18 protein-coding genes and 1 pseudogene are annotated in these 19217 nt (G+C 69.9%); 11 read left to right on the top strand and 8 right to left on the bottom strand.

Annotated features, from left to right (window positions below; all coding sequences use genetic code 11):
• Positions 1-663: 663 nt before the first annotated feature.
• Together ACI2L3_RS19940 and ACI2L3_RS19935 are read left to right on the top strand one after the other, a co-directional pair.
• A complete protein-coding gene (locus ACI2L3_RS19940) occupies positions 664-972 on the top strand; it encodes a MarR family transcriptional regulator (protein WP_404753660.1) in 309 nt (102 codons plus the stop codon).
• Positions 973-1039: 67 nt separating this feature from the next.
• Positions 1040-1363, top strand: a complete 324-nt coding sequence (locus tag ACI2L3_RS19935; protein WP_404753659.1) for an STAS domain-containing protein — start codon at positions 1040-1042, stop codon at positions 1361-1363.
• Between the two features lie 388 nt (positions 1364-1751).
• Here ACI2L3_RS19935 and ACI2L3_RS19930 read toward each other — a convergent pair whose 3' ends face one another.
• On the bottom strand, positions 1752-2558 hold the full coding sequence (locus tag ACI2L3_RS19930) for a GntR family transcriptional regulator (RefSeq protein ID WP_404753658.1): 807 nt from the start codon (positions 2556-2558) through the stop codon (positions 1752-1754).
• Between the two features lie 209 nt (positions 2559-2767).
• Between ACI2L3_RS19930 and ACI2L3_RS19925 the strand changes: the two genes are divergently transcribed.
• From ACI2L3_RS19925 to ACI2L3_RS19900, 6 genes and pseudogenes are all read left to right on the top strand, one after another.
• Complete coding sequence (locus tag ACI2L3_RS19925; protein ID WP_404753657.1) at positions 2768-3157, top strand: hypothetical protein; 390 nt, start codon at positions 2768-2770, stop codon at positions 3155-3157.
• The gene (locus ACI2L3_RS19920) at positions 3157-3582 is read left to right on the top strand and encodes a hypothetical protein (RefSeq protein ID WP_404753656.1); all 426 of its coding nucleotides are present in this window, start codon (positions 3157-3159) and stop codon (positions 3580-3582) included. Before ACI2L3_RS19925 ends, ACI2L3_RS19920 begins: the two co-directional genes overlap by 1 nt.
• A complete protein-coding gene (locus ACI2L3_RS19915; RefSeq protein WP_404753655.1) occupies positions 3582-4916 on the top strand; it encodes an FtsK/SpoIIIE domain-containing protein in 1335 nt (444 codons plus the stop codon). Before ACI2L3_RS19920 ends, ACI2L3_RS19915 begins: the two co-directional genes overlap by 1 nt.
• Complete coding sequence (locus tag ACI2L3_RS19910) at positions 4913-5104, top strand: hypothetical protein (protein WP_404753654.1); 192 nt, start codon at positions 4913-4915, stop codon at positions 5102-5104. Before ACI2L3_RS19915 ends, ACI2L3_RS19910 begins: the two co-directional genes overlap by 4 nt.
• A 129-nt stretch (positions 5105-5233) precedes the next feature.
• Positions 5234-6682 carry a replication initiator gene (locus ACI2L3_RS19905; RefSeq protein WP_404753653.1) on the top strand — a complete coding sequence of 483 codons (1449 nt, stop codon included), beginning with the start codon at positions 5234-5236 and terminating at the stop codon, positions 6680-6682.
• Positions 6683-6953: 271 nt separating this feature from the next.
• Positions 6954-7463: pseudogene (locus tag ACI2L3_RS19900) on the top strand (recombinase family protein); the annotation flags it as partial.
• A gap of 1489 nt (positions 7464-8952) precedes the next feature.
• Here ACI2L3_RS19900 and ACI2L3_RS19895 read toward each other — a convergent pair.
• The 4 genes from ACI2L3_RS19895 to lipB form a co-directional block, all read right to left on the bottom strand.
• Positions 8953-9663, bottom strand: coding sequence for a DUF4191 domain-containing protein (locus ACI2L3_RS19895; protein ID WP_404753652.1), 711 nt, complete (start codon positions 9661-9663; stop codon positions 8953-8955).
• A gap of 30 nt (positions 9664-9693) precedes the next feature.
• Positions 9694-9900: a hypothetical protein gene (locus ACI2L3_RS19890; RefSeq protein WP_365367177.1), complete on the bottom strand. Its 207-nt coding sequence runs from the start codon at positions 9898-9900 to the stop codon at positions 9694-9696.
• 316 nt (positions 9901-10216) lie between these two features.
• Positions 10217-11182 carry a lipoyl synthase gene (locus tag ACI2L3_RS19885; protein WP_404753651.1) on the bottom strand — a complete coding sequence of 322 codons (966 nt, stop codon included), beginning with the start codon at positions 11180-11182 and terminating at the stop codon, positions 10217-10219.
• A 113-nt stretch (positions 11183-11295) separates the two neighbouring features.
• Entirely contained in the window at positions 11296-12129 is an 834-nt protein-coding gene (gene lipB / locus ACI2L3_RS19880; protein ID WP_404753650.1) for a lipoyl(octanoyl) transferase LipB, read from the bottom strand.
• Between the two features lie 217 nt (positions 12130-12346).
• Between lipB and ACI2L3_RS19875 the strand changes: the two genes are divergently transcribed.
• A complete protein-coding gene (locus tag ACI2L3_RS19875) occupies positions 12347-13792 on the top strand; it encodes a regulator (RefSeq protein WP_404753649.1) in 1446 nt (481 codons plus the stop codon).
• Between the two features lie 75 nt (positions 13793-13867).
• Here ACI2L3_RS19875 and ACI2L3_RS19870 read toward each other — a convergent pair whose 3' ends face one another.
• A complete protein-coding gene (locus tag ACI2L3_RS19870) occupies positions 13868-15154 on the bottom strand; it encodes an NAD(P)/FAD-dependent oxidoreductase (RefSeq protein WP_404753648.1) in 1287 nt (428 codons plus the stop codon).
• Between the two features lie 193 nt (positions 15155-15347).
• Positions 15348-16262, bottom strand: a complete 915-nt coding sequence (locus ACI2L3_RS19865; protein WP_404753647.1) for a TIGR01777 family oxidoreductase — start codon at positions 16260-16262, stop codon at positions 15348-15350.
• 78 nt (positions 16263-16340) lie between these two features.
• On the opposite strand from ACI2L3_RS19865, the gene ACI2L3_RS19860 reads away from it, so the two are divergent.
• Positions 16341-16829, top strand: a complete 489-nt coding sequence (locus ACI2L3_RS19860) for a GNAT family N-acetyltransferase (protein ID WP_404753646.1) — start codon at positions 16341-16343, stop codon at positions 16827-16829.
• 77 nt (positions 16830-16906) lie between these two features.
• On the top strand, positions 16907-18499 hold the full coding sequence (locus ACI2L3_RS19855) for a PP2C family protein-serine/threonine phosphatase (protein WP_404753645.1): 1593 nt from the start codon (positions 16907-16909) through the stop codon (positions 18497-18499).
• 9 nt (positions 18500-18508) lie between these two features.
• Here ACI2L3_RS19855 and ACI2L3_RS19850 read toward each other — a convergent pair whose 3' ends face one another.
• A complete protein-coding gene (locus ACI2L3_RS19850) occupies positions 18509-19159 on the bottom strand; it encodes a TetR family transcriptional regulator (protein ID WP_404753644.1) in 651 nt (216 codons plus the stop codon).
• Between the last annotated feature and the right edge of the window lie 58 nt (positions 19160-19217).

Genomic DNA, 19217 nt, shown 5'->3' with positions numbered 1-19217 from the left:
GTGCCGTACCTGGCTCGCTGCACCACTTCCGGTCTCAGCCACGCTGCCAAGTTCTGGGGGCTCTGAGGCCTACTTGAACTCGCCGCAGGAAGCTAGCTGGCGGGCCTTCAACGGCCTCTCCGTGGTCAAACTGTGAACGGCATCGCCAGATCCCTACGGGGCGGCGGCCGCCGTTCGGGCGACGGCCGCGTGCCCCCCTGACGTGGCTGCTCCGATGGTTCAGCCACTGGAGCACTCCCTCTCGGCGCCGGGGGCATGGGATTCCCGGCTTCGGATTGCCCCGAGGGACGCACCGGGCCGTCGGCTCTTCCGCGGGAGTGGAAGCGGGCCCGGCGTCCTTCGCGCCGCAGGCTCGCTCTGCTGCGGGATCGGCCCCCTGACTGGCGTCCGAACGGCGCTCAGGAGGCTGCGTGTCGAGCGTAGCGGTGGTTGCTGCACAGCGGCGCCGTTCGCGGCCAAGTGGCACATGACAGCGCGTCATGCATGAGCACGGACCTGGGTTGACGCCGCAGCGCCTGCGGGTCGATAAACGCTGCACCGCCGCGAATCGTCCTGTTCAATTCCGCCCGGCTCGCGGTCTCTCCCTGCATAATGGGTGAAGCAGATTGCAGGAATCTTTTGCCCTCCATGCTCATCGGGCGGGGCGGAAGGGGGCTGGCGCCGGTGGCAGAGTGGACCTTCCTCACCCATCACGCCCGCGTGCTTCTGAGCATCGCCCGTAACCCGGCCGCACGCATACGGGACATCGCCGCGGCCTGCGGCGTTACCGAACGCACCGTTCAGGCCGTCGTCAGTGACCTCGAAAGTACCGGTTACCTCAGCCGGAAGCGCGAGGGCCGGCGCACGCACTACACCGTTCACCTGGACGGCACGTTGCGGCACCCGGCCGAAGTCGACCTTCCCGTCAAGGTGTTGCTAGACCTCTTGCCCCGGCCCGTCGCACCGGGCGAGGCCCCAGCGGACTCCGCGTAGAAGAGCGCAACGGCGCCCCGCGCCGTTGACCTGATCACACGGATGCCCACGACAGAAGGACCTGATCATGGGCCAGCTGGTCATCCACCGATCCCCACCCGACGCCGACCACGTCGTCACCCTGACGCTCACCGGTGAGCTGGACGTGGCCAACATCAGCGAGTTCCGCGCGGCCGTCGTCCTCATCCTCCGAACGGACGCCCGGCACCTGCTGATCGATCTCGACGGCATCACTTGGTGTGACAACGGCAGCCTCTACAGCATTCTCGGGGCGCAGCATGCCGCTCGCCGAGCCGGGGGCAGCCTTGCTATCACGAAGGCAAGCAAGCCGGTATGCGAGGCTTTCAATCGCAACAGGCTGCATAAGAGGCTGTGGTCCATCTTCCTGTGAAGCCCACCCAGAGTGACACCAGAAGCAATCGTGTTTGATCGCAACGTCGCCATCGTGCTGGTGCAACCGCTGCCGCCGGGGGCTACCGCTCGGGCTTCGCGGCGTGGACCGGTTCATGGGGCCAGGCGTGGCGCGGGCGGAGCTGTCGCCCTTGAGTGAGAAGAGGACCGGTGCCTAGCACGCTAGGTTGTCGTCCGCTGGGGGAGCGGGCTACGCCCAGAGGAGCCCTCCACGACAATTCGCGGAGGGCTTCTCGATGCTCGGGGACGCCTCGGGGTGGGCGGCCTGGCCGACCGGGCGGGACCGGCCGAAGGCCGCACGCCCGGCCGAGGCGGCCGAAGGGTCGCCCGGCGCGCCGTAGGCGCGCCCTTGAGCAAGTAGAGAGAAGTTACTCCGCTGCGGCTCGTCGGCGGGTGGCGGGTCGCTTGGCGGGGGCCTTGGTCGGCGGCAGCGGAAAGGTCAACCTGCACGCGGCGGCGGGCGCCCGGAGCTCTTCGCACAGCAGCGGGCGGCCGGACTTCGCATCGGAGATCACGCGATAGGACACGAGAAGCGGGCTCGCATCTCGCATCCCCAGGGCGGTCTGCTCGTCGGGGAAGGGGGTGCGGGCGGTGACGTGCTCGGTGAATTCCAAGGTGTGCCCGGCATCGACCAGTTGCTGATAAAGATCTCCGAGAGCCTTGTCCGGTGTTTCTGCCAGAGAGGGGACGTCGGCGGCAGTGGCGAGCGGGATGAACATCCGGTGTGCCATGCGGGTGCCGGTCTCGGCGTCACGCAACATGCGGTCCACACTGATCGCATCCTGGTCCTGCTGATCGAGGAAGGATGCGGGAGGGCCGTCCAGCGTGGTCCGGCATACGGCGGGCTGCTCCGCTTCGGTTGCCTCGGGAAGCACCCAACTGCCCTTCGTGGTGCGCTGGATGGACCGGTCCACACTGACCGGGGGAACCCGACCGCCGGGGCCCAGCACGATGGTGCCTTTGCCTTGCAGGGTCTCCGTCAGGCCCATGCGCTGAAGCTCGGCCACGGCGGCGCGGACGGTCGCCTTCCCGATCTGGAACATCCGCTCCATCTGCACTTCAGAGGGCAGCTTGCTGCCGGTCGGGTAGGTGCCCTCTCGGATGTCGTCGGCCAGGCGTTGGGCGACCTGCATTGCCATGGTGGGGCGGCGTTGGATGTGTTCTCGGGCTGCCATGGGTCGCACCCTCCGGGCTTCGTCTGTGTGAGCTGGCGTCTGGTCTGAGCTGGTGGAGAGAGTCTGTTGTCGGCGTTGTGTGGTAGTGGCCTCTTAAGCACTCATGAGGATAAGTGGTTGACCCTGCCCCGCCTAGGTCGCACGATTAAATCCGGCAATCATTCGGATGAGTGCATGGGTTGGACGAGGTGGGAGAGAGGTGAACTGCTGTGCAAAGCAAGCCGATCGACACTGGCCGCCTGGGTGTGATGCGCTGCGTGATCGCTCCGGAAGCGCGCATGACCCCCGACGGGGAAGTGCGCCGCGACCGGGAGGGACAGCCGCAGTGGATTACGGGCCTGTCGGTTCGTCAGGCTGAGGGGCGCCGAACCGACGTGATCCACGTGGTGGTGGCCGGGGCTCAACCCCAGGGCATCGCCGAAGGCGCTGAGGTCCGGGTCACCGGTCTGTGGGCCAATGAATGGGAGGTGGACGGCCGCTCGGGTACGTCCTGGCGGGCGGACGCGATCACCCCGGTAACTGCTTCGGGTGGTTCGGGCGCCGGCGCAGGAACGGGTAACAGCACAGGCCAACGCGGCAAGGCGTCGGGTGATGCCTGATGGAGCGCTACTACTGGAACTTATCGCTCGCACAGGCGCAAGGCGATGCCTGCGTGATGTGCGGGAGTGAGTACCGCGACAGCGCGATCAAGCGCATTCCGGTGGGCCGCGATCCGGCGACCGAAGCTGAGGTCTACGCGTGTGTGACCCCCTGTGCGGCGGAGATCGTGGCCGAGACGGACCGGATGGCGCGCGAACTGCGCGAGGCGGCGGGCCTCGACGACGACACCGACCTCGGTCGCGACGGGGAGTTCGGACACCTGCTGCGTGACCTGCGGGTGTTGGTCGGCACTGAGGCACTGTTGGCCGTGACTCAGGACGTGCCCACCCTGCAATTCGTACTCCAGATGACGGCCGTGCACGCCGAAACGGCCATGATCCGATCCAGGAAACTTCTGGCGCGGAGTCAAGCGGGGGAGGGCTGATGCCTGCCTCCCTGACAGTCTGGATTCTGTCGGCGCTCCTGCTCCTGGGCGTGATGACACAGAGCTGGTGGGAGCCACGGCTACAGGCGCGTGGCATCAACATCCGCACCTGGCCGTGGCGTTGGTGGATGCTCGGCTACCCCCGGACCGTGCTTCGGATCTGGTGGACGTGGCGGCAACTCGCGATGCTCAACGGGTTGTCCGTGAGCCGGCGGCCGAACCAGCGGGTGATGGGGCGCGATCTGGTTGTCCAGGGGCAAGCGCTGCGGCCCAAGGCTCCACGTCTGGGCTGGCCTGTTCCGACACGTAATGGGGTGATCGTCCGGGTGCTGATGCATCCGGGACAGACCCCGGCGCCGTACCTGTCGGCTGCTGGGGCCGTGGAACACGCCTGGCGCGTCCATGCGGTGCGGGTGCGCTCGCCCCGCCGGGGACAGATCTTGATCACGGCGACGGCGAACGACCCGCTGACAGGGAAAGGGTCGGCCAAGCGGCCTGAGACGCTGGCGCTGCTGTCGGCCGACGTGGGCCATACCGAGGATGGCCCATCGTGGGTGATCGACCTCCGGAAGGTGCCGCACTGGCTGATCACCGGGGCGACCCAAAGCGGTAAGTCGTCGCTCCTGGCAGCGTTGGTGCGCTCACTGTCCCGGCAACCGGTCGCGCTGGTCGGCATCGACTGCAAGGGCGGCATGGAACTCGGGCTCTTTGGTCGCCGCTTTTCCAAGCTGGCCATCGACCGTAAGCGGGCGCTTGTCGTGCTGGCCTCCATGGTCGAAGAGATCGAACACCGCATGCGGGTCTGCCGTGCGGCAGGCGTGCGCTCCATCTGGGCTCTACCCGAGGAACGGCGCCCGATCCCGATCGTTGTGATCGTCGATGAGCTGGCAGAGCTGTACTTGCACGACGGCTCCCGCGAATCCCGCGACGAGGCAGAGCAGTGCGGAACCCTGCTGCTGCGTCTGGCACAACTCGGGGCTGCACTCGGCGTGCACCTGGTCGCAGCCGGGCAACGGGTCGGCTCCGACCTCGGACCACGGGTCACCGCACTGCGCGCCCAACTCGGCGGACGGGTCGCCCATCGGGCCCATGACGAGGCGTCGGCCGAAATGACGCTCGGCGACCTCAACCCGGATGCCGTCGTCATCGCCCAAACGATCTCGGAAGAGGAACAGGGCGTTGCCGTGGTCACCACCGGTGGGCGCTGGATGCGTGCCCGCTCCCATCTGATCAGCATGGCCGACGTCGCTGAAATCGCCGTGGTCCCCGGACCGCCGTACCCGTTCCTGTCCGTTGTGGAGACGGCATCCGAGAAAGGAGAAACGGAGAAATGAAACAGAGCACGCTCTACATCATCTGTTCTTTCCTGCTGTTCTTCTCCTTCATGGTCGCCCGATCCAAGGAAGTGCCGATTTACCAGGTGATTCTGATCTCCCTCGGTGGCTTCCTGCTGGCAATGACACCCCTGGGATACCCCGTCTGGGCTCTGTTCCTCGTCATTGGAAACGGCCTGTTCGGCTGATAAGTAACGCGAACTCTGACTTCTACCGCATCGCTCTCTGCCCTTTGGTGCCTCTGCCTTCCGCTGAACTCAGACACATTCGGAGTTGGACATGACCGCCGCGCCCATCCCTCACGAAAGGGGACCCCCTTGTATCCGGCGACGGATGAGGCGCGGCGCTCAGTGCTCACTCAGGCTGAGCGTCTGCGCCTTCTCTCTTCTACCGAACGCGACCTGATCCGGCTCGTGCATGAGCCGGGATTCCCGCGCTGGCTCGACCAGATCAAAGCCATCGGCGGGTGCGCCCACCCCATCTACCTATCCGGTCACACCACAGTGCGCGACGTCTTCAGTGGCTCCGTGTTGCGTCGCTACTCCACCGAAGACGAACCGGGCGGCCGTATGCCGGTGCGCTGCCGCAACCGCCGGGAATCGCGCTGCCAGCCCTGCGCTCGCCTGCACGCGGGCGACACCTTCCAACTCGTCCGCTCCGGGCTGCTCGGCGGCAAGGGCGTGGCCGACCGCGTACAACGGCACCCCCGGCTCTTCGTCACCCTGACTGCCCCGTCCTTCGGCCCCGTGCACCGTGTCAGCACGGAAGGGGCGGCGCCGTGCCGTCCTCGACGCCGAGGCGGGCACTGCGGACACGGGCGACCCCGGGGATGCGGCCAGCACCATGCGGACACTGATCCCGCGCTGGGGCAACCGCTGTGCCGGGACTGCTACGACTACGCGGGCCACGTCCTCTGGCACGCCTCCGCCGGCGCCTTGTGGAGCCGGTTCTGCCACACGCTCAGAAGACGACTGGCTACGGCAGCGGGCATCGTTCAGACACGCTTCCGCGAGCACGCGGCGCTCTCTTTCGCCAAGGTCGCCGAATACCAAAAACGCGGCGCTATCCACTTCCATGCCGTCATCCGCCTGGACGGCCCCGACGGTCCGTCCTCGCCTCCTCCGTTGTGGGCCACGACCGACGCCTTAGAAGCGGCGGTGCGCTCGGCGGCGGCCTCCGTGGAAGTGCAGACCCCGTACTCGGCGGCGACCGGAGAACGGGCCGTGCGCTGGGGCGCGCAACTCGACGTCCACACCATTCGCAGCGACGCTTTCACCCAATCCGCGGTGACCGACAGCGCGGTAGCGGCCTACGTCGCCAAGTACGTGTCCAAGTCGGTCGGCGACGCGGGCGGCGTGGACTACCGGATCACGGACTACGAAAGCGTCCGGCTCGCCCCGGTGGACAGCCACCTGCGGGCCCTCATGGGCGTCTGCTGGCGTCTGGGCGGCTTACCTGAGCTGGACAGCCTGAATCTGCGCTCATGGACTCACACGCTCGGCTACCGGGGCCACGTCCTCACCAAGTCCCGCCGTTACTCGACCACTTACGGGGAGCTGCGCGCGGCACGGACGCGCTACCTGAGCGGCGTGGACTCCCGCACGTGGGATGACGGCACCACCGTCACAGAATCGGCCTGGCGCTACGTCGGCTCTGGGCACTCTCCGGCAGAGGCAGAGCTGGCAGCGGGGATTGCGGAGGATCGCGCTCGCAGCCGTGAGCTCGCCGGCCAAGACAGGGAGTGGGGCTATGGCCGAACTTCCTGAGCGTGAGGAGGTCACGCGGTGTTGCTGCGCAGGGGAGCGGTGCGTGAATTCCCTTGATCAGGAAACGTACTTGCGCTCTAAGTCGGAAGCAGCTTTCAAGGTCATTTGGAAGCCTACGGAGGCGCCGGGATCAGAGGCGGCACATCAGCGCATGTTGGAAATTCTGTTTTCGCCTCGCCCCGGTGAATAGGCGCCTATAGTTGGCCCATCGCATGGGTGACCCCGGCGGTGTGCGACCACCCCGGGGTCTGGCCAGTCTGGAGGGACTGACATGGGTAACTCTGTCATACGCGCCATCGACACCGCAGCCAGGGTGGTCGACGGCTCCCTGCCTGCCGTTCGAGCAGTGGATTACCTGCGGGTTTCCACTGATCAGCAGGTAGACGGGTATGGGATCGCGTACACAGGAGACGAAACCGCCGCGTACATCGCGGCCAAGGGCTGGCAACACGTCGACACCTTCAAGGATGAAGGGGAGTCGGGAACGCTTCCCTGGGACAAGCGCGAAGGCGCGACAGATATCATGGATCTCGCGCGAAAGAGGCCCTGCCCCTTCAATATGGTGGTTGTCCACGAGACTCGGGCGGTCGGCCGGAATAATCGGGTCTTCTGGGAATGGGTGTGGAAGCTTCAAGACCTCGGCGTCTATGTTGCCATCGTGGATGACGACATCGACAACACGACCGAGGAGGGCGAAGAGCGGATGCGCGAAAAGGCTAACGAGGCCTTCAAGGAACTCGTCCGCATCCGCAAAAGGACCCAAGGGGGGATCCAGAAGAAAGCTCGAATGGGAGGCTTTCCTGGAGGATCTGCCCGCTACGGGTACCGTATCGAAAACCAGGGCATCAAAGGAAAGCAGCGCCTTGTTCTCGACCTTTGCGACGGAGGTGAGAGCTGTTCCCGCACAGAAGAATGCATGACCGTGCATGAGGCGGTCGTGTTACGTCGGGGTAGGGTTCTCGTCGTCAAGTATCAGGGGGATTGGCGAAAGGCTGTCCGGCGCCTCAATGCGGAGGGGTTGGTGAGTAGGTCGGGCAAGCCCTGGAGTGAGGCGAACTTTCGAGGGCGTCTGATGAATGACGATCTATTAGAGGCTCGGTACGTGTTTCGTGGTAGGAGTGCGAAACTGCGCCCGGACGGTACGCCGCTGTGGGGTGAGGCCACAACCATTCCGCTTGATCCGATGTTCACGCCCGACGAAGTGGCGGAGTTGCGCGCCGCTACGAGGAAAACTCGTCGACGCCCATCGCAAAAGGGGCGGGTCTACATAGCGTCAGGCAGGATTCGCAGTCGGTGCGGTAAGCGCTACGTTGGTAGCGGTCCGGCCCATGAAGCACCTCATTATCTCTGCACAGGGAAGAAGGAGACGTACCCGGGAGCGCCGACATGCGCGTGTCCCCAGCTCGACGCGCGCGGCATCGATAAATGGGTATGGGGGAGTGTTTGCGAGTTTCTGAGGGATGGGAACAGGCTTCAAGCCCTGTCTGATGAGTGGTTGGGGACTGCAAGGGAGCGAAAGGTCGACTTCGCTGCGCGCCTGGCTACGTTGGATCAGAAGATCGCTGAGCAAGACAGCACGATCAACATCACCATGGCGGTGGCTGCTCAGCAGGCGGCCAAGCGAGGGCTGTCGCAGCGTGCGGCGGAGGAGGCTGTCAATCGAGCTATCCGGCCGCTGACAGAGAGGCTGGAAGAACTCGAACAAGACCGGGCTGCCGTGGAGTCCTGGCAAGAGGCTGCGGCGCAGGAAGAAGAGCGGGAATCGAGTCTCCGAGCAGTTGCGCAGTTGGCCGGCGACCGATTGGAAGAACTCTCCGCAGAGGATCAGCAAGAGTTCTTGGGACTGGCCAAGGTCAAGATCGTGATCACTGGTACTCCCGCGCCCATGCACCGTGGGCTTGCCTGCCCCATAGGTGAATGGTTCCGCGCTCACAAGCGCTTGGTTCCGACGCTGTGTGACTGCGCATGGGAACGCGTGATGGAGTCGGAGAACTTCCCGGGCGGGGGCCTTGTGCCTCGACAGAAGGGAGGGCTTGCCCCTCGAACCGTTCTGGAGGCCTTTCTCAAAAAGGCCCGTACCGGGATTGCCTGGCCCGAGTTGGACGCGGAGCACGGCTCTACGGGTCTCATCGGGCACTGGAAGCGTTGGAGTGCGTCAGGACGCTGGGAGCGCGTCATGGGCGCTCTGGAGGGTGCGTGCGGGGGTGTTCCGGTGGCGCTGCCTCACCCTCTCCCGCCCATGGAAATGACGGGAGAGGTGAGGCCAGGAGTCATCCTCGCGGCATCTTGGGCGGGCGACCGCCCTTCACACCCTTCGGCATCGGCCCCTTCGGCAACGGCATGTTCGACATCAGGTCGCCCATCGCTCGCAGGCGGTCGTTCGTGGCCGTGACCTGCGGGCCCGTGAGGACGCGGGGGAGCTTCAGGAGCGTGGTGCGCAGCTTCTTGAGCGAGACCGTGCCCTCCGTGGTGCCGACGATGACGTCGTGCACCGGGACGTCCGCCACGATGCGGGCCATCTTCTTCTTCTCGGCGGCCAGCAGGCCCTTCACGCGGTTCGGGTTGCCCTCGGCGACCAGGACGATGCCGGCCTTGCCGACGGTGCGGTGCACCACGTCCTGGCTGCGGTTCATCGCGACCGCGGGGGTCGTCGTCCAGCCGCGGCCGATCTTGTCGAGCACCGCGGCCGCCGCGCCGGGCTGGCCCTCCATCTGCCCGAAGGCGGCCCGCTCGGCCCTGCGTCCGAAGACGATCGCCATCGCGAGGAAGGCGAGCAGGAAGCCGAGAATGCCCAGGTAGATCGGGTGACCTACCCAGAAGCCGATCGCGAGGAAGACACCGAAGGTGACAATTCCCACCGCCGCGATGATCAGGCCGATCTTGGAGTCGGCCCGCCGGGTCATCTTGTAGGTCAGAGCGATCTGCTTGAGTCGCCCTGGCTCCGCGGCCGCATCCGCCGCGGTGGATTCCTTCCTCGCCATGCCGAGAAGTCTACGTGGCCCCGGAGGCAACTACGACGTGCGGGTTGTCGTCACGGTCTCTTCGAGTACGCGCAGAGCCTCGACCCGGTCCTTGGCGCGGCGCCGGTCCTCGAGGACGGAGGTCCAGGCGTTGCGCCGCGCGGTGCGCTGGCCGCCGCTCATCAGCAGCGACTCGACGGCGCGCAGGGCGGTGGAGACGGACGGGATGGCGGTGGCGCGAACGGGCGCGGCCTGCATGATGGGGCCCTCCTGGAGAGCGGCTCGGGTGGGGGGAGCGGCTATGGGTAAGGCTGTACGTGCGGTAGTACCAGGGTCACTGATTGGTGTTACCAGGGCGTGACCGACCGGTCAAACGCCGATGAAACCTTGATGCGGTGACCCGTCCGGCCCCAGAACGCGGACGCGGCCCATACGGTCCCGTTCACCTGCGGGGATCGTATGGGCCGCGTCGTTGCGGCCGATACCGGGTGGTAGTCGCTTGTGCGCCGATTCACACAGCCCGGAAGGTCTGATCACACAGCCCGGAAGGTCCGTTGCCGGAACCGTTCCTGCCTCACACCGCCTGCGAAGCGACGTACGAACCGCGCTTCTCGATCGCCATCTGGTAGAGGCGTCCCGCGCGGTACGAGGAGCGGACCAGCGGGCCGGACATCACGCCGGAGAAGCCGATCTGCTCGGCCTCCTCCTTCAGCTCGACGAACTCGGCCGGCTTCACCCAGCGCTCGACGGGGTGGTGGCGCGGCGTGGGACGCAGGTACTGGGTGATGGTGACGAGCTCGGTGCCCGCCTCGTGCAGCTGGCGCAGTGCCTCGCTGACCTCTTCGCGGGTCTCGCCCATGCCCAGGATCAGGTTGGACTTGGTGACCAGGCCGGCCTCGCGGGCCTTCGTGATGACCTCGAGGGACCGCTCGTACCGGAAGCCGGGACGGATGCGCTTGAAGATGCGCGGCACCGTCTCGACGTTGTGGCCGAGGACCTCGGGGCGGGACGAGAAGACCTCGGCCAGCTGGTCGGGGTCCGCGTTGAAGTCCGGGATGAGCAGCTCGACCTTGGTGTAGCCCTCGGCGCGCTCCGCCGTCATGGCGTGGATCTGGCGCACCGTCTCGGCGTACAGCCAGGCGCCGCCGTCCTCCAGGTCGTCGCGGGCGACGCCGGTGATCGTGGCGTAGTTCAGGTCCATCGTGACGACGGACTCACCGACGCGGCGCGGCTCGTCGCGGTCGAGGGCCTGTGGCTTGCCGGTGTCGATCTGGCAGAAGTCACAGCGCCGCGTGCACTGGTCGCCGCCGATGAGGAACGTGGCCTCGCGGTCTTCCCAGCACTCGTAGATGTTCGGACAGCCCGCCTCCTGGCAGACCGTGTGCAGGCCCTCGCTCTTCACGAGCTTCTGCAGGGCGTTGTACTCGGGGCCCATTTTCGCCCGGGTCTTGATCCACTCGGGCTTGCGCTCGATGGGGGTCTGGGCGTTCCGGACCTCCAGGCGCAGCATCTTGCGTCCGTCGGGTGCGACTGCGGACACATCGGCTCCCTGTAGCTTCGATTCTTCGGCGCACACCAGGGTACGCCCGTGATGTCACTGGGCTTACTTCCGGCCAACCTCTGGCCAACGGGGTGCATTCCCCCGAGCGTCGACTAGGCGCCGGCGGAGGCGGGCTCGGCCTGCTTCTCGACGACCTGCGGCTTCTCGACGACCCGCGGCTTCAGCTCCGCGTTCTCCAGTACGTCCCGCAGATGCCGCTCGGCGACGGGCAGCACGTCCGCGATGGTGATCTCGCGGTCCAGCTCGTACGAGAGGGACGTCACGCCCGCGTCGCGGATGCCGCACGGGATGATCCGGTCGAACCAGGTGTTGTCCGGGTTCACGTTGAACGAGAAGCCGTGCATCGTGACGCCCTTGGCGACGCGGATGCCGATCGCGGCGATCTTGCGGTCCTCGCGGCGCTGGCCCGCGTTGGACGGGGCGTACTCCGGACCGTTGAACCGGGCGTCGAACTCGTCGTCCTGGAGCCGCGGGTCGAAGTCGAGGGAGAGGCCGCCGAGCGCGGGGCGTTGCTCCACCGGGTCGCCGAGGACCCAGACGCCGCTGCGGCCCTCGACGCGCGTGGTCTCCAGGCCGAACTCCGCGCACGTACGGATGAGTGCCTCTTCGAGGCGGCGTACGTGCGCCACGACGTCCACCGGGCGGGGCAGCTTCTGGATGGGGTAGCCCACCAGCTGGCCCGGGCCGTGCCAGGTGATCTTGCCGCCGCGGTCCACGTCGATGACGGGGGTGCCGTCCAGCGGGCGCTCGCTGTCCTCGGTGCGGCGGCCCGCGGTGTAGACCGGCGGGTGCTCCAGGAGCAGGCAGGTGTCGGGCACCTCGTCGGCGAAGCGGGCGGCGTGCACCCGGCGCTGCTCGTCCCACGCCTCTTGGTACTCCACGGAGTTTGGGCCGAAGCCCAGCCGGACGAACCGAAACTCACTCACGGCAGGTGCCTCCCTGAACGTTCACCGTGCACATATCGCGCCCCAGCCACTGTACGGGCCCCCTTCGGCGGCAACCTCGGCCCGGGTTCCTCACACGATCGGATGAATGACCGGAGAAGGCGCCTCCGCGGGCTGTGATGGCCGTTACATTCGCGCCGTTCACGAGGCCATAAGGGCTGCTCAAGGCAGGCCCGAAAGGCAGGAGACCGCACAGCCGATGACGGAACGACCCCCGCAGCGCACTCCCAACCGCCAGCTAGCCGCGCTCATCTCGGAAGCCGGATTCTCCAATGCGGGCCTCGCCCGCCGCGTCGACCAACTGGGCCTCGAGCACGGCCTGGACCTGCGGTACGACAAGACGTCCGTGACCCGCTGGCTCCGCGGCCAGCAGCCCAGGGGCACCACACCCGCGCTGATCGCCGAGGTCTTCACCAGAAGGCTCGGCCGGCGCCTGTCCGCCCAGGATCTCGGGCTCGACGCATGCGCTCCCGTGTACGCCGGTCTTGAGTTCGCGGCCACCCCCGAGGAGGCCGTCGACATCGTCGGCGGACTGTGGCGCAAGGACTCCGGAAGCCACGCGGAGCTACGCAAGATCGCGTTCACCCCGGCCGGGCTCGTGGTGCCGAGCCGGGACTGGCTGATCGGCCGCGCCGACGAACGCGTCGGACGCGGGGACGCGGACCCGGCCCACGCACGCGTGCCCGCACAGGGCCGCCCCGCCGTGCCCCGGCAGCGGCAGGGCCCCGAACGCGGCCCCGGGCAGCGGGTCAGCAACGGCGACATCGCCGCGCTGCGCTCCGTGGGCGAGCTCTTCCGCGCCCTCGACCACGCGTACGGCGGCGGGCACGCCCGGCAGGCCCTCGTCCGCTATCTGGAGCACGAGGCCGAGCCGATGCTGCGCGGTGTCTACGGAGAGCAGGCCGGGCGGCGCCTCTTCGCGGCCACCGCCGACCTGACCCGCCTCGCGGGCTGGACCTCGTACGACATCGCGGCCCACGGCCTCGCCCAGCGGTACTACGTCCAGGCGCTGCGTCTGGCGCAGGCCGCGGGCGACCGCGCGTACGGCTCGTACGTCCTGGTCACGATGAGCCGCCAGGCCGTCTACCTCGGCCACGGACGCGAGGCCGTGCAGCTCGCGCGGGTCGCCCAGCAGGGCGTCGGCTCCGCCGCGCCGCACGTCGTGCAGGCCCTGCTGTACGCCGCCGAGGCGCGCGGGCACGGGGTGCTCGGCGAGGTGCGGGCCTGCACCGCGGCGCTCGGGCGGGCCGAGCGCTCCCTGGAGGCGGCGCGGCCCGGCGACGAAGTGCCGCACTGGGCGCGGTTCTTCGACGAGGCGCAGCTGGCGGACGAGCTGGCGCACAGCTACCGCGACCTCCAGCAGTACCGCGCCGCGGCCCAGTACGCCGAGCGCTCCCTCCAGCTGCGCGCCCCCGCCTTCGCGCGCAGCCGCCTCTTCTGCCGGGTCGTCCTCGCCACCGCGCGGCTCGGCCTCGGCGAGCTGGAGCAGGCCTGCCAGCTGGGGGCCGAGGCCGCGCAGGCGGCGGGCGAGATGCGGTCCGCGCGGGCGCACGAGTACGTACGCGAATTCGAGCGCCGTCTGGAGCCGTACCGGGACGCGGCCCCCGTGCGGGGATACCGGGACAAGGTGGCGGCGCTGGGGTGACGACGTGGGCCCATGAGAAGCCCCCGCGTGGGGGGCGCGGGGGCTTCCGGGGGAGCCGGACCGGGGATCGGACGGTCAGGCGGCGGTGGGCAGTGACTCCTGGGCTGACGAGGAGGCGATGCCGAAGTCGGTGAGGACGGCGTGGGCGGCGCGTCGGCCCGAGTGCAGCGCGCCCTGGACGGTGCTGGTGTCGCGGTGGTCCCCGCAGACGTAGAGCCCGGAGAGCAGCCGCACCGGGCGCCGCGCGTCGTGCGGGGGCGGCATCGCGGGCACGGCCTCGCGGGTGTGGTGGACGGCGAGCCGCTCCCAGCGGTCGGTCGGTGTGCCGTACAGCGCGGTGAGATGCGTACGGACGGCGGACTCGTCGGGTGGCGGGCCGAGGACCGTCGAGGAGACGAGGACACGGCCGGCGGGCGCGCGCGACGGGTCTACCTGGCTGATGACGGCGGTGTGGGCGACCGGGCCGGCCCGGTCCGCGTCGAGGAGCAGCCCGGGGCCGTCGAGCGGCGGCTCGGGTGCCGCGTGGTGGACCACCGTGACCTCGTGGAAGGGCGGCACGCGCAGGCCGGGGAGGAGTTCGGCGGCGGCGCGCGCGTCGGTGGCGAGCAGGACGGCGCGACAGGCGATCTCGCCGTGCTCGGCGGTCCTGACGCAGCTCGTGGAGACCGAGGTGACGCGGACACCGGTGCGGACCGTGCCGGGCGGCAGCGCGGCGGCGAGAAGCTCCGGCAGGACCTCCGCGCCGCCCTCCGGCAGGCAGAGGCGGCCGCGCGCGAAGGCGTGCAGGGCGAGGTCCGCGCACCGGCTGGACGTGGTCAGGCCCGGGTCGCAGAGGAGCGCCGAGAGGAGCGGGCGCAGAAAGCCGTCGATGGTGCGGGAGGGCAGTCCGCGGGCGGCGAGGGCGTCGGCCGCCGGGAGTTCGGGCCGGGTCAGGAGGCGCTCGACGGGCGTCGCGGCGATGCGGGCGAGGGCGGCGCCGAGCCGGGCCTGGTCGAGGGGGGCGCTCGTCAGGGCGCGCGCCGCCGTGAGTGCGCCCCTCGCGCTCCGTCCGGGCAGCCGCTCGGCGGCGCGGTAATGGCGGCCCTCACTGTGCACGAGGAGGCCGGGCGCGAAGGGGCGCAGGACGAGCGAGTCGAGCCCCGGGGTCCGCCGCAGTTCCGGATACGAGGTGGTGAGGAGCTGTCCGATTCTGTCGAGCCGGAATCCGTCGACCTTCTCCGTCGACATCCGGCCGCCGACGTAAGGAGCGGCCTCCAGAACTACGGTCGTTACACCGGCACTGGTCAGCCGATGCGCCGCCGAGAGCCCCGCGGCCCCGGCTCCCACGATGACGACATCCGCATGGTGCGCATGCTCTGGCACGTGCCCCTCCCGAGGTCGCGCGGCTGCTGGGTTGCTGATGCCCCCAACAGGGCTTCGGAATACCCGAGTTCGGCACGAGGGTAGGAGCGGTTCCGGTCGGAAGGAGTCGCGCATCGACCGGGCACGGTCGCACGCCGGTCGCACATGGGCGCGTGGCGGAAGGCTTCGGTCTCCTTCCGTCAGGCCGGACGCCTCACCTCAGCGCCGCCCGGATCGCGTCCTCGATGCCGGGGAACGCGAAGGTGAATCCGGACTCCAGGAGGCGCGTCGGGAGCACCCGCTGGCTGCCGAGGACGTCCCCCGCCATCTCGCCGAGCACCAGGCGCAGCGCGGGCGCGGGCGCGGGGAAGAGCGTGGGCCGGCGCAGCACCCGGCCCATCGCGGCCGTCACCTCACGGTTGGTGCGCGGCTCGGGCGCGGTGAGGTTGAACGGGCCCGACAGCGTCTCCGTGTCGATCAGGTGCCGCAGCGCGGCCACCTCGTCGTGCAGGGAGATGTGGCTCCAGTACTGCCTGCCGTCGCCGAGGCGCCCGCCGAGCCCCGCCTTGAAGAGCGGGAAGAGCCGGCCCCAGGCGCCGCCCTCGCGGCCGACCACGAGCCCGTTGCGGGCGAAGACGGTACGGATGCCCGCCTCCTGCGCGGCCGCCGCCGCGGCCTCCCACTCCACGCACAGCGACGGCAGGAAGCCCTGTCCGGCGGGCGCGCTCTCGTCCACCGCACGCGAACCGGTGTCTCCGTAGTAGCCGATCGCGCTGGCATTCACGAACACCCGGGGCGGTTCGTCGAGCGAGGCCACGGCGGCGGCGAGCGTGCCGGTGCCGAGGACCCTGCTGTCCCTGAGTTCCCGCTTGTAGGCGGCCGTCCAGCGGTGGTCGCCGATGCCGGCGCCCGCGAGGTTGACGACCGCGGTGCAGCCCGCGAGCCCGGCCTTGTCGACGAACCCCTCCTGAGGGTCCCAGCGCACCTCGTCCTTGCCTCGTGGCGCCCTGCGCACCAACCGCACCACCTCGTGCCCGTCGGCGGCGAGGGAACGGGTGAGCGCCTTGCCGATGAGCCCGGAGGCGCCGGTCACGGCGACGCGCGACTGTGTGGTTTCCATGGGGTCCATCCTGCCCCCGGAAACCGTCCGGGCGCCTGCTCCGCGAAGCCGACGTGGCGCGTGATCCGGCCGCCGTACAGTGGCGCCATGCCGGACATGCACATACGTACCGCACTGCCCGAGGATGACGACGAGCTCGCCCGTCTCGACCGTGCCACCTGGTCCACACTGCACGCGGTCCACCCCCGCCCCCAGCCGCCCTACGAGCCCTTCTTCAACGACCGCTTCGGGCCCCGCGACCATCTGGTCGCCGAGGTGGACGGGCGGATCATCGGCTACGTGAAGCTCGGCTTCCCCACCCCCCTGCTCGTCAACGCGCACGTGCGTCAGATCCAGGGCTTCGTCGTCGCCGAGGAGGCGCGCGGCCGGGGCGTCGGCAGGCGGCTGCTCCGGGCGGCCATGGACGAGGCACGCCGCCAGGGCGCGGTCCGCATCACCCTGCGCGTGCTCGGGCACAACACCCCGGCCCGCAAGCTCTACGAGGCGGAGGGCTTCGTCATCGAGGGCGTGCTGCCCGGCGAGTTCCTGCTGGACGGCGCGTACGTCGACGACGTCCTCATGGGCCGGCCCCTCTGACCGGTGAACGACCCGGCGGACGACCCCACGGACCTGCTCGGCGTGCGGAGGCGCCGCGCTCGTAGGAGCGTGAAGAGATGATCAGGGCTGCGGCCAGACGGCGAGACGCGGACCAGCGCGACTGGCTGCTGCGGGGCACGCCACCCCCGCCCTGGGTGCGCTGGCCCCCGCCGCTGCTCCTCCTCGCGATCGTCCTCGTCCAGCTGGTCACCCCGAAGACGGTGGACCTCAGCTTCCTGGTCGCGGCCGTCCCGCCGCTGGCCGCCCTGTCGTACGGGCCCGCCGCCACGGCCGTTGTCGGCGGTGTCGTCATCGCGCTGCTCTCCCTGCCGCGCTTCGGCCTCGGCCACCCGGGCAGCAGCGACGAGCTGACGATCACCTTCATCGCGGTGCTCAGCGTGGTCTTCGCCTGGGTGCGCAGCCGCCGCGAGGCCCAGCTCGTCACCGTGCGCACGGTCGCCGAGGCGGCCCAGTTCGCGGTCCTGCCGCCGCTGCCGGAACGGGTCGGCCGGGTGCGGTTCGCGGGTCTCTACCAGGCGGCGGAGCACGAGTCGCTGGTCGGCGGCGACTTCTTCGACGTACGCAGAGGGCCCGGCGGGGTGCGCGCCCTCATCGGCGACGTGCAGGGCCACGGGCTCGCGGCGGTCGGCACGGTCGCCGCGCTGCTCGGCGCGTTCCGCGAGGCGGTCATCGACCAGGCCCAGCTGGAGGGGGTCGCGGGGCAGCTCGACCGCAGGCTCGTCGTGGACTCCGCCGGGCAGGAGCACGCCGAGCTGTTCGCGACGGCGGTGCTCCTGGAGTTCCCCGACGACGCCTCCGTCGTACGCGTCGTCTCCTGCGGGCACCCGCCGCCCCTGCTCGTACGCGGCCCCGAGGTCACCGAAGTGGACGTGCCGTCCTGCGCGCCGCTCGGCCTCGGCATCGCGGGCCTCGCCCCGCCCGAGGGCGTGACGGTGCCGCTGCTCGCGGGGGACCTGCTGTTCGGCCTGACCGACGGGGTGAGCGAGGCGCGGGACGCGTCCGGCGCGTTCTATCCGCTGGCGGACCGCATCACCGCGCTGCTCAAGGCGGACGCGGCACTCCAGGACGACCCGGCGGCGCTCACCGAGCGGGTGTGGGCGGACGTGGTGCGGTACGCGGGGCGCGTACGGGACGACGTGACGATGATGGTGTTCGCACCTGGGCCGCCCGAGCCCTCCGGGCCGCCCGAGTCCTGCGGGCCGCCCGAGTCCTGCGGGCCGCCCGAGTCCTGCGGGCCGCCCGAGTCCTGCGGGCCGTCCGAGTCCTGCGGGCCGTCCGGGCCGTCCGGGCTCTCCGGACTCTCCGGGCCGTCCGGGCCGTCCGGGCAGTCCGGGCCCTCCGGGCTCTCCGGGTCGTCCGAGCCACCCGGGCCGTCCGGGCTCTCCGGGCCGTCCGGGCCGTCCGAGCCACCCGGGCCGTCCGGGCCGTCCGAGCCGCCCGGGCCCTCCGAGCCATCCGGGCCCTCCGGGCGGTCCGGGGCCTCCGGGCCCTCCGGGCGGTCCGGGCCATCCGGGCCATCCGGGCCGCCCGAGCCACCCCGGCCACCCGAGCCCCCGGGGTCGCCCGAGCCCCCGGGGTCGCCCGAGTCACCGGCACCGCCCGAGTCACCGGCACCGCCCGAGTCACCGGCACCGCCCGAGACCCCGTAACGACCCCTCTCAGCCCCTCGCCCGCGTCAGCAGCCCCATCCCGCCCGTGAGCTCCCGCAGGCACCGCACGGCGAGCTCCGCGGGGGAGCCCGGGGCCGTGACGTCCGCGTCCGTCTCCGCCCACGTCTCCAGGGCGATCCGGATCGCGTCGGTCGCCGCGGCGGCGGCCAGCCGGACCTCCAGCGGCTGCGCGCCCTCGCCCGCGAGCTCCGCGACGACGGGCCGCAGCCGGTCCTCCGACTCCTGGTTCACGCGGTACCAGACCGCCCGCAGCGCGGGGTCGCCGGCGGCCGCGCGGAGCAGCCCGCGGACCTGCCGCAGCCCGGCGGCGGCGGCCTCGTCCGGCGCGGCGAGCGCCTCGGCGACCGCGCCCGCGAGCGCCTCGGGAAGCGCCGCGCCCGGCTCGCTCCCGGCCAGCAGCGCCCGCCACCGCTCCCCGCCGACGGCGAGCAGCGGGCCCACCGCGTCCTGCTTGGTGCGGAAGTACCGGTAGAAGGTGCGCAGCGCGACCCCGGCCCGGCCCGCGATGGCCTCGGCCGTGGTGCCTTCGGTCCCGTGCGCGGTGAAGAGCTCCGCGGCGGCGTGCGCGATCTCCAGCTGGGTGGCCAGCTTGCGGCGCTCCGTGAGGGAGAGGGGCGGGGTGGACGACTGGGTGCTCACCCCCCGAAGACTACGCCGAACACGACAAGTAGGCGCGTCGGGACAAGGTGGCATAACG

The sequence above is a fragment of the Streptomyces sp. NPDC029674 genome (assembly GCF_044903205.1).
Lineage (GTDB): Bacteria > Actinomycetota > Actinomycetes > Streptomycetales > Streptomycetaceae > Streptomyces.
Note: the sequence above shows the minus strand (reverse complement) of the source record. Positions and strands in the feature narration are given on the sequence as shown.